We start from the raw sequence: 17,000 nt of genomic DNA on the forward strand, positions 1-17,000 counted from the left end.
CATTCTTCGTCGGAGATATCGGTCGGATATGGCTTACGAGGCTTCATCCGCATACGTTAGCGTGACAAGAGCAAAGTTCATAACACGCTCTAGGCATCAATTGGCTCTGCGCCGAACAAGATGATACCAAGCGCCTTCCGATTGGGAGAACCAACGGCCGGTGCGATCCCAGGAAATGCATATGCCGTAAAGCTAGGCTTCCCTTTGCTAATAAATTCTAATAATCGTTTTTGGTGATCGAGTATTGTATCGGCTGACAAGCTGTCCGCTTGTGCATTCGTCAATGTCGGAACGACGAACGTGACAGCAATCTTTCGATCAAACTTGTCTCCGGACTCTACCGAGCGGGCAGCATCATTGATTGAACGCTCGGAGGCTTTAGTAAGCCGAGTGGTCGACGAGGATGTAAGTGCGACTCTTAGAAACTTTGCTTCGATCTCGTGGTGACGCTTGTCCCGCCAAATTCTTAGATCAGATCGACCTTGGTATATCTCGTCACTATCAGTTTTTGCGTACTTATCGGAGCGGCACTCTTCTAAAGCGACCCATCCGTTCGCAGTTGCTGCGGCCGCAAGAAGGCCAACGTTCGTTCTCTCTTTGTACGAATAGACGGCATGTTTCTCTCCCGTGACCCGATGGACGCGCTCGACCAAGAAAACCCATTGTTCCAGCAACTCGCGCCAATAGCCGTAGCGGCGTCTTGTCTTAACGCTTCGCATCAATTGTTCCTTTGATGGACCCAACGGTTCAATTAAAGCAGAAACTTGGGCAGATTGACTTCCAAAAGATGCTCGATGCCTTGCTCAACATTGTTTCTTCCCCCTGAAGAAATGTGTGGCTTTGCGGCTGCATTACATACTGCGTGCCTCGATCCTCGCCGAGTTTTTGGACTGCGTCAATGCGCTTGCGCGAGTGATCGTTGGCTTTATCGGCTTTGCTCTCATCCGCCCTTCGGGCACCTTCTCCCGCGTGCGGGAGAAGGGATTGGTGAGTTTGGTTATGGGATGTTTTTTGTCGTTGGCGCGGGGGTTGGGGTTGGTAGCGACAGCTTATTGTTGAGGTCGGTGATCTCTGCAGTGTTGCCATCGGTGATGACGCGTAGTTGCACGGCTTTTAGGTTTGCGGCGTTGGTTAGCGGCAGGCGCACCAGTGTGGTGATTGGCTGCAGATCGCGTGGCGCGGCAAGCGCCGGAAACCCTACCCTCGCCAACTCCTTCCCCCGCCCATCCTCCAGCACCACAAACCCGGCCGGCGCATCGGCATGGCCGAGGCTGTGCACAGTCACTTCGATGGCATCGGCGGTCACGCGCACATCGCCGTGGCCGATGCCCAGGTCTGGGCGTAGTTCGACCGGGGTGGTGGCTGCGATGCGTTCGAGCTGCAGGACGGTGGTGCGGCCTGCGGGGAAGTCGATGTCGATGGCCGCGCTTTTTTCGAAAGCGACTTCTTGCGTTTTGGCGTTGCTGTCGAGCTTGCCGTCGTTGGCTTTGCTCACGCCTTGGGTGATGCGCCATTGGCCCGGCGCGACGTTCCAGCCGGTCATGCTGGCGCGCTGAGGTTTACTGGAGGTGTTGTAGGCGATGACGGTGAAGCGGTCTTGCCGGGGTGCGGGGATGGCGATGGCCACTTGGGTGGCGGCCTCTGGGTCATTGAAGCGCCAGCTGACGGTGTGGCCGGGATAGGTCTGGTTGCGCTTGAGCGCCACGCCGCCTAGGCGTGCGCGCTGCAGGTTGACCGTGGGGGATTCCACGCGGTCGCTCCACCAGTGGCCTTCGGTGTTCATGTAGAAGTTCTGCTGTTTCTCGCGTGCCTCGCTACGGTAGATGGCGGCGAGATACTCGAGGTTGCCGGTCTGCTCCCAGGCCACATGGTGCGGGAAGTCCGGGGCGCTGCCGTCGTCTTTATTTGCGGCGCCGATGAGCTTGGCGCTCCAGTCGCTGCGCTTGCCCATGACGTCGAGGAAGTTTTCGTTGAGCAGCGACAGGCCGTTGGGGCCGCTGTTAGCGACGCGGTAGTTAATCGGCTTGAGATAGCGATCTTCGCCGGTGAAGCGGTAGGCGGCCCAGAAGGTGTGCAAGGTGTCGGCGCCGCCGCTGCCTTCGAACAGTTCGCCGCCGCGGGTTTTGCCGGTTTGCCAGTTGATCTCGTTGGGCAGGGCCCAGTTGCCCTTGGCGTTGGTGTAGGCGTGGGCGAGATAGCCGTCTGCCAGGCCTGTGACGATGCGGCGGCTGTTGGGGTCGGCGTTATAGCCGCCCAGCAGGATGGCCGGGTGCACGATGGGGAAGGAGTACGGTTTTTGCCATTGCCAGTTGGGCTCGCGGTAGACCGTGCGGCCGCCGAACCAGTTGCTGGCAAACAGCAGGTGGCCTTGCGGGTTGACCTGGATGATGGTGTCGAAGGCCTTGACGGTTTCCATCAGGCGCTCGACGGTGCGCGGGTCGCCCCAGTTGAGGTACAGCAGGGCGCTGTTGAGGTTGATGCCCTCCTCATACGAATGCAGTTCGTCGGTTTCGATGGTGGATAGGCCGTTGGTGAACATGCCGTTGCGGTAGTTGGCATCGGACAGCGCCAGCATGGAGGCGTTGAGCATGTCCGGGTCCACGCCCATCAGGGCGACGCCGGGCCATTGCTGCACCAGGTCCGAATCGTCCGAGATGCCGCCGCCGAAATCGCCGTAGGCCACCTGGCGCTGCTCGATCCACCAGCGGATGTAGCGGCGGGTGGCGCTGAGGTCTTGCAGCTGCCAGAACGCCCAGGCGGGCACGCCCTTGGGCACGGTGGGCAGATCGACAGGCAACTCGCCCTGGTTGGCGTAGCTGATGTCGTTCCAGTACTGGCGGCCGAGGGCGTGGTCCGGGTCTACGCGCAGCAGGTCGGTGATGTCGGCGTCCAGGCGCTTGTAGAGCAGCTGGCGCTTGGAGGTGGTGTGTTCTTCCACCAAAAAGCCCCAGTTGTCCTTGACCTGATTGAAGCGGTCGGCGACGTGCTCTTTGATGGCCTCGTTGCGCGGCTTGAACACCAACTGCAGCTGGGTGCCTTCGAGCGCGTTGGCGTTGAAGCCGGGCGCGGCGGCGGCGATGCTGAGCATCAGGCTGTCGTTGCTCAGGATGCGGTCGCGCAGGTCCAGCCACAGCGTGCGGGCCTGGCCGGGGGCGACCGCGACCGAGACGTCGATCATGTCGCGCGCGGGCCAGATGGGGTCCTTGATGCGGATATTGAGCGGGATGCTGCCGTTGTGGGTGGCCGGCAGGCTCAGCGCCGGCAGGGTGATGGCGATGCCATCGAGGCCGTCGTGCATGTTCTCCCAGCCGTAGGACCAGCTGCGCATCAGCGCCTGGTCCGGCGGCGGGTCGCCCAGGCTGGACGGCACCAGGATGTGCACGATGGGCTGCTGCGCGCTGCCGGCGGCGGTCTTGTCGCTGGGGCGCTTGCGCGCGGGCGCTTTGGTGGGCAGCGCGATCACGGTCTGGCGCTCGCCTGGCGGGTAGCGGCCGGCGATGACATCGCGCAGCGGGGCGAGGTTGTCGTAGTCGGGCTGGATGTCGCTGCGCACGGTGTAGCTGAGCTGCGCGCTGCCGGTGGGCACGTCGCCCGGCTGCACGTCATAGGCCCAGATTTCCTGGATGGGGGTTTCCTGCGCGGTGTTGGCAAAGCGCAGCGTGCCGCCGCGGCGCTCGGCGAACTGGTCCACGCTGCGTACGACGCCTTGGCTGCGTGCGAACAGCGGCTGCGCCTGTGCGTTGGGTGCGGCGTAAGTGGCTTGGCCGTAGGCGGCGCCGCGCAGCTCGATGCGGTTGAACGGTTCGTCCGGCAGGGTGAGGTCCAGCGCCTTGCCGCCTTCGACGTAGGTGTTCCAGTCCGGCAGCTGGAAATAATCGTTGCGCCCGGGCAGGCGTGAGCGGTTGTAGACGCCGGGCCAGGTGGTCTCGGCGATGCCGTCGGTGGCCTTCCACATCCATTGTTTGAGATCGCGCGCATCGGCGAATTCCACCTTGCGGATGCGGGTGACCGGTGCGTCGAGCAGCGGTGGTGCGTGGCCGTTGTCCCAGCCAAAGCGATGCAGGAAGGCGGCGTGTTGTGCGTCGCTGGTTGCGGACTCGGCGCTGGCGGGCTCCTGCAGGCGTGCCAGCGCGGCAGCGCCGCTGGCGTCGAGCATGCGGTCGTAGATGCGGATCTCGTCGAAGTCGCTGCCGCGCAGGAAGTTGTAGCGGCTCTGCACCTGGTGCGGCGACATCACGCGGCCGGCCAGGCCGAACTGGTCGAGCGCGGCGTCGAAGTCGAGCGCGCCGCCGTTGGCGCAGGGCGCGCCACAGTCCACGCGTGCGGCTTCTTTACCATCGACGTACAGGCGCACGCCGCGGGTTTCGTCCCAGGCAAAGGCGATGTGGGTCCAGTCGCTGGCGGCGGGGTTTTTATCCAGCTTGAAGGAGACGCGGGTGCGCGCGAGGTTGGCGTCGGTGACGAAGGCATCGAAGCCGTGGCCGTTCCAGTCGATGCGCAGCCAGGCCATGTCCCAACTGGTGTGGTCGGCATAGCCGACGCGGAAGATCACGAATGGCGCTTCGCCCACCGGGTAGCGCGAACGCCAGAAGAAGCTCAGCGTGCCGCGTTGGGTGTAGAGATTACCGGGCGCATTCCACGACAACACGCCGTCATCGGCCCATTCGATGGCGTTGCCGCGCTTGCCGGTGGGCACCAGGGCGATCTTGTCGCGGAAGTTGGGCACACCGTCACCACGGGCCACATCGGCCTGCAGGCTGCGGTCGGCCGAGACCCGGAACAACAGCTCCGGCGCGGTGGTGGTGGCCGCGCTCACCGGCAGCGCGATCAGGCACAGCATTCCCAACAAAACCTTCGACACGCTCACCTCGTCTTATTCGAAACGCAAAACAGTCACCGCACGCGTGGCGCTATGGCCAGGACACCGTGACACACCGTTGGCTATGCGCCGGCTGGAAATTCGCCCCTCAATCCCGTACCCGGCCGGGCGTTGTGCAACGGATGGACCACGCGGTGCGCGCCGGCATTGCATCACGTCGGTCAACACCACACCCTCCCGGTTGTCATACAACAGACGCTGATTCTGTAGGCGTTGGGCACGCGCCCACAATGCGGCATGCAGCGGCATGACGCGGTTTTCTGTCCTCGCTGGTTTGCCGGGTGGACGTGTCGATGTTCCGGGCTACGGCCAATGCGATGCGGCCGTTGCTGCGCACGGATGCAAGCGCTCGCCACACGAACGCGGCGGTGCAAACGGATCTGCATGCTGCCTGGTCCTCTACGGCGTTGGCGGCGAACCTGCGCGGTCTTGCCACAGGCCAGCGGTGTCGAACCCACGCGGCTGATGCGACGCCTGCACGTGTTATCCGCCGCTCCATGAGCGCACCATCGCATCGCCTAATGGTCCGAATGCGCGCCACCCGCGGCGATCGACCGAAAGAAAAAGCCCGCTGCGCGTACACGCAGCGGGCCGGCAACCCTTAGTACTTGTAGCGCAGGCCCAGCAGGTACTGGCGGCCGGTTTCGGTGTACTGCAACGGCAGCTGGCCGGTGCGCGGCGACGATACCCACTCGTCGGAGGCTTCGTTGGTGAGGTTGATGCCTTCCAGGCTCAGCTCCAGCTGCTTGCTGATCTTGTAGCGCAGCGAGGCGTCGAGGATGGTGGTGCCAGTCATACCGTGCACGCCATCCAGGTTGAATCCCTGCTCCTGGCCCGGCGCTGCGGTGAGATAGTCGTCGCGGTTGGTGGCGGACACGCGGCCGGCAAACGACTCGCCTTCGTAGAACAGCGTCGCGTTCCACGACGTACGCGACAGCCCGAGCAGATCGTTCTTCATCACCGGCGCGCCGTTGCTACCCAGGTACTGAATCTGCGAATCGACCCAGGTGTAGTTGAGCTGCACGCCCAGGTTGGCCCACTTGCCCGGTAGAAAGGTAAACGGCTGCACGTAGTTGGCTTCGACACCCTTCAACTCGCCCCCCGGGGTGTTGAGCGGGATGCTGAAGGTGAAGTCGTCGTTGACACTGGCACCAGTACCGGCCAGCAACTCGGCAGGCAGGCCGCTGGTGGAATACGGACGCACTTCGCGCGCCGTCTGGACGAAGCCTTCGATGTCCTTGTAGAACAGGCCGACACCGAGCATGGCGCCTTCGTTGAAGTACCACTCCAGGCCCAGGTCCACATTGGTGGCCTCGATCGGATCCAGGTCCGGATTACCGCCCGCCACGGTGCGCGCGCCGCCAGCCACGGCCACGGTCACGCCCGGAGTAAGGCTGCCCAGGCCGGGACGGCTCATGACCTTGGCCGCACCCAGACGCAGCAGCAGGTCAGGGGACAGCTCGGCGACCAGGTTGAACGAGGGCAGCGTGTTGTTGTACTTGCGGCTGACGGTCACCTGCGTTGGTACGCCATTGATGACAGGTGACCCATTGGACTCCTGCTCGGTCCGGACATAGCGAACGCCGAAGTTGCCTGACAGCGGGATGGAACCCAGGTCGGTGGAAAACTCGCCCATCAACCACACGCCGCGATCTTTTTCTTCGACGCTACGCGTGTTGTTGACACGCGGGGCCACGGCAAACGTACCGCTGTTGCTGTAGATGCCAAAAAGATCAGCCACCGCATCCAGATTCGGGACGACCCATGCACCAGGGCTGCCGTTGATGCCCTTCAGACCAGCCTGTTCGGTCAGGCCCACCGGCACGATGCGTGTGCCGTCAGCGAAGGTCGGTACCGCCACTTCACTTGCGCGACGCAGTTCCACCGTATCAAACGTGTAATCCTTGGCCAGCACGCCGCCCTTGAGGCGGAACCCGGGACTGATGTTCCAGTTGAAGTCGATCTGTGCCGTATCGAAATCGTTGTCCACCGTCTGCGGACGCAGGCGAAGCTCGGCTAGTTCCCATCCGGCGGGGTTGGTCGGGTCGATGCCGTAGTTCAGCACTGGCGCGCGGCTGTTGCCGCGATAGTCGTAGCTGTACCCGTCGACGTCGTACTTGTCCATGATGATGGTGGTCTGCACCGGGTTCTCGTGCGCAGAGCGCGAGGTGCCGACCCGGGCATTGACGCTGAAGGCATCGTTGAAGCGATGCTCCACGTCGAAGCTGATCTGCTTGAACTCGGTATTCCACTCGTCGTGGCGGTTCTCCGAGCGGATGTCGACGTTGTCGAACTCGCCATAGACCAGCGCGTTGTTGCGGATCTCGCCGTTGCGCACGATGGTGACGGGCTTGCCGTCGCGATCGGCACGGCGCGGGATGCCGCTGTCGCGGCCGCGGCTGAAGGAGATCGCTTCGATGTAGTGCTCGTCGCGCTTGGCATCGATCTTGGAGTACAGCATGTCCAGCGACACCGTGGTGCGATCGGATGGCTTCCACTGCAAGGAACCAGTGAGCCCCAAACGCTCTTGCTTGTGTTCCAGCTGGATATAGCGCGGGAATCGCGGGTGGTACACGTCAGCCGAACGCGCGGCGGCAAACGGCGAGGCCGCACTGAAACCACCGTTGCTGGGCCCATTGGCCCAACGGCCGGTGTTGGAACCCTCTTCCAGCACTTCTCGCTCGGTGTATGCCGCCGAGAAAAGCGCGCCGAACGTGTTATCGGCCCAGGTATTGGAAATCAGTGCGGCGATACGCGGATTGGCTTTTTCGGCCATGGCGTTGTAACCGGCCTGGCCATTCGCGGCGAAGGTGAAGCCCTCGTAATCGAACGGACGCGCGGTACGCAGGTCGACGGTGGCGCCGAGCGAGCCTTCTTCCACGTCGGCCGAGGCGGTCTTGCGCGCGATCAGCTGCGAGAACAGGTCCGAGGCGAACACATTGAAGTCGAAGCCACGGCCGCGGTTGGTACCGCCGCTCTGGTCGCCGGCGCCGACGGTGGTCAGCGCTTCCATGCCGTTGATGCGCACGCGGGTGAACTCCGGGCCCAGCCCGCGCACCGTGATGGCACGGCCTTCGCCGGCATCGCGGGTGATGACCACGCCGGGGATGCGCTGCAGCGATTCGGCCAGGTTGAGGTCGGGGAACTTGCCAATGTCCTCAGCGACAATGGCATCGACCACGCCGGCTTCGCCGCGCTTGATGTCCAGGGCCTTTTCGACCGAGGCGCGGTAACCGGTCACCGTGACGGTGTCCAGGTCGACGGCCGGTTCGGCGGGTGACTGTGCAACGTCTTGTGCCGCCACGTGGCCGCTCAGCGCCAGGCCGATCGACAATGCCAGCAAGGTAACCGGTGTCTTCCGGTTGGTGGTCCGAAATTGCATGTCCTCCCCTCCCAAGGGTCCATGAACAATGTGAAATAGCGGGATGTGAGCGGCAATGACACCGCTGGTCAAAACGACGTTACCAGCTGAATCACTCCGTAACATCTTGCAGCGCAGCAGAAAACGGCAGGGAATTTGCCGAAAAGGGGTGCAAGGGGTCACTGCACGTCGCATCATGGTCATGTCAGCTGGTGGTCAGTGCCAGCCAAAATGACACCGATGGTCATCCCAATGCGCGACGGTCCCCCATCCCGTGGCGCACCACATAGCCGAGGTAATTGCCACATGAGTCGTGCCCGTATCCTGTGCTTTGGAGAGTTGCTGTTGCGCCTGGGGGCGCCCGGTCACGAACTGCTGTTGCAGCAGCCTCGGCTGGATGTGCATTGCGGCGGCGCGGAGGCCAATGTCGGCGTGTCGCTGGCGCATTTCGGCCACGACGTAGCCATGGTCAGCACGGTGGCGGACAACCCGCTGGGTGCCGCCGTCCTGGGCGAATTGCGGCGGCACGCGGTGGATACCCGAAACGTACGACGCGTAGACGGCCGCATGGGGCTGTACTTCTTGACCACCGGTGCCATCCATCGACCCAGCGAAGTGGTCTACGACCGTGCCGACTCCGCGTTCGCGCTCGCGCCGGCCGATGCGTACGACTGGTCGAGCCTGCTGCAGGGCGTGCAGTGGCTACATCTGTCCGGGGTTAGCCCGGCGCTGGGTGCCGATGTCGCGCAGGCCACGTTGGCGGCCGCACGCGCCGCACGTGCGGCCGGGGTCAAGGTGTCGTTCGACGGCAATTACCGTCCGAAGTTATGGCAGCGCTGGCAGGGCGACGCGCGCGGCATCCTGCATGCGCTGTTCGCGTGTGCGGATGTGGTGTTCGCCGACTACCGCGATATCGGCGTGGTGCTGGGTGGCGAGTTCCCGCAGGACACGCTGGAAGCGCGCGTGGAAGCGGCCGCGCGGCAGGCGTTTGCGGCGTTCCCGCAACTGCAGTTGATGGCCTGCACCCAGCGCGTGGCGCACAACGTGGACCACCACAGCCTGGGCGCGATGCTGGTGCCGCGCAGCGGCGAGGTGGCGCGCGCGCCGAGCGAGGAACTGACACCGATCATCGACCGCATCGGCGGCGGCGACGCGTTTGCCGCTGGCGTGCTGCACGGCCTGATCGAAGGCTGGCCGCTGCAGGACACGGTGCGCTTCGGCCTGGCCGCCGGCTGTTTGAAGCATTCGATCCCCGGCGATTTCAATCCGTTGTCGGTGGCCGATGTGCAGGCCTGTGTGGGGGATGCGCGGTTTGATGTGCGGCGGTGAATCGGGAATCGGGAATCGGGAATCGGGAATCGGGAATCGCAAGAGCTTAAGGGCGCTGGCTTTCGGCGCTCTTTCCCAGTTGGTTGCCTGCAAAGCGCGATGCGCTCAGGGCCGATGCGCCTGCGGGCGGCTGGCAGATGCCTGCTAGGTGTTGTTCGCTGCGCTCATGCGCTCAGGCAGGCGCGCGGGCGCGGCGTTTGTTGGTGATCCAGTTGAGTGCTGCGCCCAGCACCACCACGCAGAGCGATGCCGGTACGCTGAAGAACAGCGTGATCAGCAGTGCATGGTTCCAGGGCGGTGCAGAGGCGTCCTGCATGACCACGGTGCAGACGACGGCCGTGGTGATCAGCAGATTGGCAATTGCCTTGAGTGACCCGTGCAACCTGACGAACCGCAGCACGACGGCGCACGCCACACTGACCAGAACAGCCAGCACCAAAAATCCGATCAGTTTGTCCATTGGGAGCTGGGATTCGGAATTAGGGATTAGGGATTCGTAACATCAGCTCAGCAAGACAACCGGCATCGCGTGCCGGTCGTCCTTGACGCAAAGCAGTTCGGGTCCGCGGAAGACCAGCAATGCAGCAACCCACCGCTGTTGCGAATCCCAAATGCCGATTCCCGACTCCCTGCTCTCAGTTCACCCCAACTCGATGCAGTCGAACGTTACGTCCGTCTCCACATCGGCGTCGTAGTCCACATCGTCGCGCTCGAAACCGAACAGCTTGAGGAACTCGTGCTTGTAGCCGGCGTAGTCGGTGAGTGCGAACAGGTTCTCGGTGGTGACCTGCGGCCATAGCGCCTTGCAGGCGTCCTGCACGTCGTCGCGCAGTTCCCAGTCGTCCAGGCGCAAGCGGTTTTCGTCGTCCACCTCGGCGCGCTGGCCGTCTTCGCGGTACAGGCGCTCGCGGAACAGGCGGTCCAGCTGGTCGATGGTGCCTTCGTGCAGGCCCTTTTCCTTCATGATCTTGTAGACCATGGAGATATACAGCGGCATCACCGGGATGGCCGCACTGGCCTGGGTCACCACCGACTTGAGCACCGCCACATTGGCGCTGCCACCGTGGGCGCCCAGACGTGCATTCAAGCGCTGCGCGGTGTGGTCCAGATCCACCTTGGCCTTGCCGAGCGCGCCGTGCCAGTAAATCGGCCAGGTGATTTCGGTGCCGATATAGCTGAAAGCGACGCTGCGCGCGCCATCGGCGAGCACGCCTGCACCTTCCAGCGCGTCGATCCACAGTTCCCAATCCTGCCCGCCCATCACGGTGATGGTGTCTTCGATCTCCTGCTCGCTGGCCGGCTCGATCGAGGCCTGGATGATGGTGTCCTTGTTGGTGTCGATGGCGGTGGCGGTGTAAGTGTTGCCGATCGGCTTGAGCGCCGAACGCTTCACTTCGCCGCTGCCGGGCAGCTTGCGCACCGGCGAAGCCAGCGAATACACCACCAGATCGACCTGACCGCCCATCTCGGTCTTGATCAGCTCGATGACCTGCGCGCGCGCCGCATCGGAGAACGCATCGCCATTGATCGACTTGCTGTACAGGCCCGCGGCCTTGGCGTGTTTGTCGAACGCGGCGGAGTTGTACCAACCGGCGGTGCCGGCCTTGGTGGGGCTGCCGGGTTTTTCGAAGAACACACCCAGCGTATCGGCACCGAAGCCGAAGGCAGCGGTGATGCGCGACGCCAGGCCGTAACCGCTGGACGCGCCGATCACCAGCACCTTCTTCGGGCCGTCATTGCGCACGCCGCGCGCACGCGTGGCGGCGATCTGCTCAAGCACATTGCGCTCGCAGCCAAGCGGATGCGTGGTGGTGCAGATGAAGCCGCGCACTTTGGGATGGATGATCAACGTGTACTCCTCGTCAGCAAGATGCTGGCCGCATCTTAATCGCTGGCTTGCCGGCGAAACAGCCTGAGGCACAACACACGCTGCTGTATGGATGCGCGTGAAGACGCCCGATATCGCCTCGTCGCTCGCGGCACCAGGCAGGCATCGTCAGCGCATAGACGCGAACGAACAGCGATCGCCATCGATTTCCTGCCCGACGCCTGTGCTATTTTTTGCGCCTGCCGTGCCGTGCCTGGCCGCGCCTGAGGGCGATCGTCGAGGCCCCTTCAACCGTGCGACCGGTATCCGAGCGAATGTCTCTTCGAAGCGAGCGCGTCACGCAGCTGGGCTCTGTGCCACGGTTCCGGCTTGGCCCGTTGCTGGTCGAGCCGGAACGGCTGGCGCTGATCGCCGACGGCCAGACCATCGCGCTGGAACCGCGCATGATGGAGGTACTGATCGCGCTGGCCGAACGCGCTGGCGACGTCGTCAGCGCCGAGCAGCTGTTGATCGAGGTCTGGCACGGCAGTTTCTACGGCGACAACCCGGTGCACAAGACCATCGCCCAGCTGCGCCGCAAGCTCGGCGACGACAGCCGCCAACCGCGCTACATCGAAACCATCCGCAAGCGCGGGTATCGGTTGCTGCCCAAGGTCGTGTTTCCCGACGATTATCGCGGTGCGGTGCTGGGCGCACAGGCATGGACACACGGCAACCCGTATGTGGGATTGCAGGCGTTCGATCCCGCGCATGCACAGGTGTTCTTCGGCCGTAGCCACGCCATTGCGCAGGTGCTGGCCGCACTGCGCGCGCAATTGCACAGCCAACGCGGCCTGGTGCTGGTCAGCGGTGCCAGCGGCTGCGGCAAGACCTCGCTGCTGCGCGCCGGCGTGGTGCCCTTGTTGTCGCAACCCGGCGGCCTGGATGGCCTGGAAGCCAGCGCGGTGGCGTACTGCAACCTGGCACAGTGCCGTGGCGGCGATGTGCGCGATACGCTGGCGCGCGCACTCGGCGACTGGGCACCGGGCGAACGCGCGGTGTTTTCGCCCGCGCAAATGGCGCTGCTGCCGGCGTGGCTGCAGCAGCCTGCCCCGTTGCATGCGGCCATTGGTGAGGCGATGCGGCACAGCGCTCCGGCACGCGACAGCACACACACACAACGTCATCTGCTGCTGGTGATCGACCACGCCGAAGCGCTGGTGGCCACGCCCGGCATCGACAACGCCGACCGGCTCGCATTGGCGGCTGCCTTGCAGGCGTTATGCAGCAGCCCGCACGTGGCGGTATTGCTGCTCACCCGCAGCGACTTCTATCCGCGCCTGATCGAGGCAGTGCCGCAGCTCGTCGAGCTCAAACGCGGCGACGGCCATGTGGATCTGTTGGCGCCACGCGATGGCGAGATTGGCCAGATCATCCGCGTGCCGGCGGCCATGGCCGGGCTGCGCTTCGAAGAAGATCGCGACAACGCCAGCCGTCTGGACGATGTGCTGCGCGATGCCACCGCACGCCAGCCCGATGCCTTGCCGCTGTTGCAGCACTTGCTGCATGCACTGCACACGCAGCGCAACGACGATGGCCTGCTGACCTTCGCCGCCTACCGCGCAATGGGCGGACTGGAAGGCGCATTGGCGCATCATGCAGAGCACACGTTTCGCGCATTGCCGGCCGCCGCGCAGGCGGCGCTCGGCGAGGTGCTGACGCTGCTGAGCGTGATCCACCCCGACAGCGATGCGGTGACCGCACGGCGTGCGCTGTGGTCGGCCTTGCCCGATGCCGGCGCCACACGCGTGCTGGTGGAGGCGTTCGTGCATGCGCGCCTGTTCGTCAGCGCGTTGGTGGCCGGCGAGCCCGGGTTTGCGGTCGCGCACGAAGCCTTGTTGCGGCAATGGCCGCGCGCGGCCGAGTGGATCCATGAAAACCGTCGCCTGCTGCAGGCGCGCAAACGTCTGCAGCAGGCCGCGCACCGCTGGGCTGCCGACGGCCGGCGCACCGATCATTTGCTCAATAGCGGCCGCCCGCTGAGCGAAGCCCGCGAGGCGGCGCGGTGGATGCCGCAGGATCTGGATGCGCTGGAGCATACGTTCCTGCACGCCTGCGAACGCTCGCAACGGCGGCGCCGTGGCCTGTATGCCACCGCTGCGACGCTGTTGGTAATGTTGGCAAGCGCGTCGCTGCTGCTCGGCTGGCAAGCACGTCATGCCCAGCAGCTGGCCGAACAACGCCGCGACCAGGCGCAGCGCCTGGTGAGCTACATGCTGGGCGAGCTGGCCGAGCAATTGCGCACGGTAGGCAATCTCAAACTGCTCGACAGCGTGGGCAGCCGCGCGCTGCGCTATCTGGAAGACCTGCCCGACGCGGGCATGGCAACGGGTGATCTGATCAACCACGCGCGCGCCCTGCGCACCACCGGCGAAGTGCTGATGAATCAGGGCAAGCTGGATGAGGCGCATGCGGCATTTACGCGTGCCGCCGCTGCAGCCGAGCAAGCGCGCGCACGTGCCCCCGATGCGCTGGATGCGCAGGCGGAAACCGGCCAGGCCGCGTACTGGCTGGGGTATCTGGCGTACCAGGGCAAACAGCTGCCAGTGGCACGCAGGTACTGGTCGCACTATCTGAGCGCCTGCGAACACCTGGTGCGGGTGGCGCCGCACGATCCTCGCTGGCAGTTGGAGTTGTCGTACGCGCTCAACAATCTCGGCACGCTGTCCAACAGCGAAGGCCAGGCGACGGCGGCGATCGGTTTTTTTGCGCGCTCGATCGCGCTCAAACGCCAGGTGCTGGCGCGCACGCCGGATAACGCCGCGGTGCGCTACGAATTGATCGATAGTCTGTCCTGGCTGAGCTCTGCACAGGAAGCGCAAGGGCTGCTGGCCCCCGCAGAGCAGGGATATCGCGACCAGATCGCGATGCTGCGCGCCTTGGTCGAGCAAGACAGCGAGGCGCACGCCTGGCAGCGGCGCCTGGCCGGCGCATTGATCCGCACCTCCACGCTGGCACTGGCGCGTGGTCATCTGGCGCAGGCGCAGGTCGATGCGCAGGACAGCATTCGCATGCTGACGCCGCTGGTGGCGCTGCAACCGGACAACCTCGCCTGGCGCCGCGATCTGGCGCATGCCCATGCACAGGCCGGGTGGGTCGCGGCGCTGGACGGTCAGGCCGGCCCGGCCGAACAGCAGCTCGATCAAGCCCGCCTGACCATGGCCGGGTTACTGCAACAGGCCCGGCCGCTTCCCGAATGGCAATGGCTGGACGCCATCATCGCCTTGCGCCTGCACCACGTGCGCAACCCGGTCGCCGCTGGCGGCCTTGCGCCGATTCTCGCGCGACTGGAGACCTTGCACCGTGCCAGGCCCGACGAGCTGATCGGTATTTCGGCGTTGGCGCAGGCGCTGGTCTGGCACGGCGAACAACGCGCTGCCGTCGGCGACGCTGCTGGCGCGCGCGCGGCCTGGCAGCGCGCGGTGACGCTCATGGGCCACGACATCGGCAGCAGCCGCGACAAGAACCTGCTCGACCCCTGGATTCGCGCGCAGGTGCACCTGGGCCAGCGCCCCGTTGTTACGCAACAGCTCGGATGGCTGTATCAAGCGGGCTACCGCCACCCGGGATTCGTCTCCCTCTACGCCCCGCTTTTCAAGGAACAGGACAAGTCATGACGGACTTCAAAATCAAGCTCACCGTGGCACGCGTGGGATTTGGCGGTAACACCGGTGCTGGCGAATATTTCTACAGCTTCGCCCCGGATCTGCTGATTGTGGACAAGACCGACCGGGCCTCGACACTGTTGTACTACTTCGATGAAGAGGTGGTGCCCAAACACTTCAAGATCCGGAGCCTGCTCAGTTCCGATGCGCTCAAGCAGATCGGCACGCCGGTGATCGGTGCCGATGGCCGCAGCGTGCAGGTGAGCAACGCCAATAGCGTGCCGACATTGATCTTCTTGACCATCATCGTCGAAGACGAAAGCCGCAAGGACAAGAAGACCTGGTTCAGCTGCGACCCGCAGGTCGGCAACGATCCGCAAATCACGCCGTAACCCAAGGTCGCGTCAACACGCATGCCGAGGAGTCACCGTGCCTGACGGTTCGCTGCCGGGCACGGTGCTGCGATGTTTTCGGCGGAGGGTGTGTGCCGTGTGCAACGCATGTGCCAGCTGCAGCCGGCCACCGATGGCGAAACGTTGCGATCGCTGCGCCGCGCGAAGCGCTATCGGCTTCAGGAACGCCCTGCATTGGCATGCGGCGCCAGAGCACCAATCCCCAACGACACGCGTCTGCGTATATGCAGGCGCTTAGTTGGTGTCCCTGACGTACCTATCGATCGCCTTGGGCGTGAGGGAAATCAAGCGACCGGCAGGAAATCTGGAAATCACGTAGTTGTCTGGCGCATCGCTTCTGAATGGCACATCAAATGTCGACACCAGAATACGCGCCCATCCTTCGGGGTAGGTCGTGCCGCTGACATGCACAACACTCATCGACGGCCACTGCACTTGTTGTTTTGTCTGCGGATCTGTCAGGTCAGCCGAGCCAATCAGGATACGACGCGATTGGAGCGGAGCGGGTTTGTGACGTTCTGCAGGCACAAGTTTGAAGCTATAGGTGCCAGTCTCAGGGTAATTCAACTCGATGATCGATGCCGGCGACGCCACGGTGAGGTGAAACTCTTTCTCGTACCCGGCGTTGTTTGACTTCGCGCTTTCTAGCAGACGCCACTCGCGCTCGGCGATCGGACGCGCCAACACGATAACCGCGCCCCCTTGTTCCAGCATCGGCGAATCGACGGTCACAATCAATCGCGATGACAACCTCGGCTGCTTTGCACAGCCGGTAGTGCCCATGAGCAAGAACGCAAGCAAGAAAACCGCGCAGCCAACCCGATACCTGTGCATGTCACGTCCTCAACGCTGCGTGTCAACGTGGCCGATCCATAAGCCTGCGTCTTTATACGTTCTTTCGCTTTGCTTGTGTCGCTGCGCGCACCGCGCTTATCGACCGATTCTGCAAGGTGGCCGTCCCGCTCCGGTTTCAATGCAAAATCGCCATCGCGCGCATCAACCGCGATGCCTCCTGCGCCGGGCGACAATCAAACTGGCAGTGGCTCATCCCAGGCAAATACGCGGGCGAGGCGGGATGCCGGCCGGCGCGTCTGCCATTCCCGCAACGCATCGCGCTGCCGACGCGTACAGCCTGTCGTCGCGCTCGGTTGCATTGCTGAAAACCACCTTGATCTGGCCACGGGTCGACCCTGCGACGAGCCTGCCGGTGCCATTGCCTGCGCCGCCATGGTCGCCGCCTTTGCCTGGCTCACACACCAGAGCTTGCCCGCAATCGTCCTGATCCAAGCGCCCGATCAACACGGTTGTGGGCAAGCGATTGCAGACGTAGGCGGCGGCTCCCTGCACTGCCGACTCGCATCCCACGACGCCCCGTCGATCGCGTTCGGCCACCGGCAGGGTCTGCAACGCCGCCCGCGGCCAGCTGCGTGGCAGTTCGGCCTGGGTCGGTGCTACCCAGGCGCTGGCGGGCAGCACGGCGATCAACACCAACAACGACCGGACCAGGCGCATGACGGACTCCGCAACAGACCGGAGCGCGGCGCGT

The 17,000-nt window shown here is 64.1% G+C and carries 9 protein-coding genes and 1 pseudogene; 3 read left to right on the top strand and 7 right to left on the bottom strand.

Annotated elements, in window-relative coordinates:
• Positions 1 to 89: 89 nt before the first annotated feature.
• From GGR62_RS20135 to GGR62_RS20145, 3 genes are all read right to left on the bottom strand, one after another.
• Complete coding sequence (locus GGR62_RS20135) at positions 90 to 719, bottom strand: hypothetical protein (protein WP_184409599.1); 630 nt, start codon at positions 717 to 719, stop codon at positions 90 to 92.
• Positions 720 to 997: 278 nt separating this feature from the next.
• Positions 998 to 4,840 carry a LamG-like jellyroll fold domain-containing protein gene (locus tag GGR62_RS20140; protein ID WP_184409618.1) on the bottom strand — a complete coding sequence of 1,281 codons (3,843 nt, stop codon included), beginning with the start codon at positions 4,838 to 4,840 and terminating at the stop codon, positions 998 to 1,000.
• Between the two features lie 640 nt (positions 4,841 to 5,480).
• Entirely contained in the window at positions 5,481 to 8,261 is a 2,781-nt protein-coding gene (locus GGR62_RS20145; protein WP_184409600.1) for a TonB-dependent receptor, read from the bottom strand.
• A 285-nt stretch (positions 8,262 to 8,546) separates the two neighbouring features.
• Here GGR62_RS20145 and GGR62_RS20150 point away from each other — a divergent pair, with 285 nt between their 5' ends.
• Positions 8,547 to 9,569, top strand: coding sequence for a sugar kinase (locus tag GGR62_RS20150; RefSeq protein ID WP_184409601.1), 1,023 nt, complete (start codon positions 8,547 to 8,549; stop codon positions 9,567 to 9,569).
• A gap of 172 nt (positions 9,570 to 9,741) precedes the next feature.
• Here GGR62_RS20150 and GGR62_RS20155 read toward each other — a convergent pair whose 3' ends face one another.
• Complete coding sequence (locus tag GGR62_RS20155; protein ID WP_184409602.1) at positions 9,742 to 10,029, bottom strand: hypothetical protein; 288 nt, start codon at positions 10,027 to 10,029, stop codon at positions 9,742 to 9,744.
• 180 nt (positions 10,030 to 10,209) lie between these two features.
• Positions 10,210 to 11,418: an enoyl-ACP reductase FabV gene (gene fabV / locus GGR62_RS20160; protein WP_184409603.1), complete on the bottom strand. Its 1,209-nt coding sequence runs from the start codon at positions 11,416 to 11,418 to the stop codon at positions 10,210 to 10,212.
• 293 nt (positions 11,419 to 11,711) lie between these two features.
• Between fabV and GGR62_RS20165 the strand changes: the two genes are divergently transcribed.
• Together GGR62_RS20165 and GGR62_RS20170 are read left to right on the top strand one after the other, a co-directional pair.
• The gene (locus GGR62_RS20165) at positions 11,712 to 15,053 is read left to right on the top strand and encodes a winged helix-turn-helix domain-containing protein (RefSeq protein ID WP_184409604.1); all 3,342 of its coding nucleotides are present in this window, start codon (positions 11,712 to 11,714) and stop codon (positions 15,051 to 15,053) included.
• The gene (locus GGR62_RS20170; RefSeq protein ID WP_184409605.1) at positions 15,050 to 15,433 is read left to right on the top strand and encodes a hypothetical protein; all 384 of its coding nucleotides are present in this window, start codon (positions 15,050 to 15,052) and stop codon (positions 15,431 to 15,433) included. The genes GGR62_RS20165 and GGR62_RS20170 overlap by 4 nt, the downstream gene beginning before the upstream one ends.
• 255 nt (positions 15,434 to 15,688) lie before the next feature.
• Here the strand turns inward: GGR62_RS20170 and GGR62_RS20175 are convergent, their stop codons facing one another.
• Positions 15,689 to 16,237, bottom strand: coding sequence for a hypothetical protein (locus GGR62_RS20175; RefSeq protein WP_184409606.1), 549 nt, complete (start codon positions 16,235 to 16,237; stop codon positions 15,689 to 15,691).
• Between the two features lie 333 nt (positions 16,238 to 16,570).
• Positions 16,571 to 16,966 (bottom strand): annotated as a pseudogene (locus tag GGR62_RS20180) (hypothetical protein); the annotation flags it as partial.
• Positions 16,967 to 17,000 lie beyond the last annotated feature (34 nt).

This window comes from Xanthomonas sp. 3075 (genome assembly GCF_014197275.1).
In the GTDB taxonomy this organism is placed as follows: domain Bacteria; phylum Pseudomonadota; class Gammaproteobacteria; order Xanthomonadales; family Xanthomonadaceae; genus Xanthomonas; species Xanthomonas campestris_B.

Excerpts from the sequence above, each read along its gene's own strand:
- GGR62_RS20135 (WP_184409599.1), bottom strand. The coding sequence starts at position 719 with ATGCGAAGCGTTAAGACAAGACGCCGCTACGGCTATTGGCGCGAGTTG.
- GGR62_RS20140 (WP_184409618.1), bottom strand. The coding sequence starts at position 4,840 with ATGCTGTGCCTGATCGCGCTGCCGGTGAGCGCGGCCACCACCACCGCG.
- GGR62_RS20145 (WP_184409600.1), bottom strand. The coding sequence starts at position 8,261 with ATGCAATTTCGGACCACCAACCGGAAGACACCGGTTACCTTGCTGGCA.
- GGR62_RS20150 (WP_184409601.1), top strand. The coding sequence starts at position 8,547 with ATGAGTCGTGCCCGTATCCTGTGCTTTGGAGAGTTGCTGTTGCGCCTG.
- GGR62_RS20155 (WP_184409602.1), bottom strand. The coding sequence starts at position 10,029 with ATGGACAAACTGATCGGATTTTTGGTGCTGGCTGTTCTGGTCAGTGTG.
- GGR62_RS20165 (WP_184409604.1), top strand. The coding sequence starts at position 11,712 with ATGTCTCTTCGAAGCGAGCGCGTCACGCAGCTGGGCTCTGTGCCACGG.
- GGR62_RS20170 (WP_184409605.1), top strand. The coding sequence starts at position 15,050 with ATGACGGACTTCAAAATCAAGCTCACCGTGGCACGCGTGGGATTTGGC.
- GGR62_RS20175 (WP_184409606.1), bottom strand. The coding sequence starts at position 16,237 with ATGGGCACTACCGGCTGTGCAAAGCAGCCGAGGTTGTCATCGCGATTG.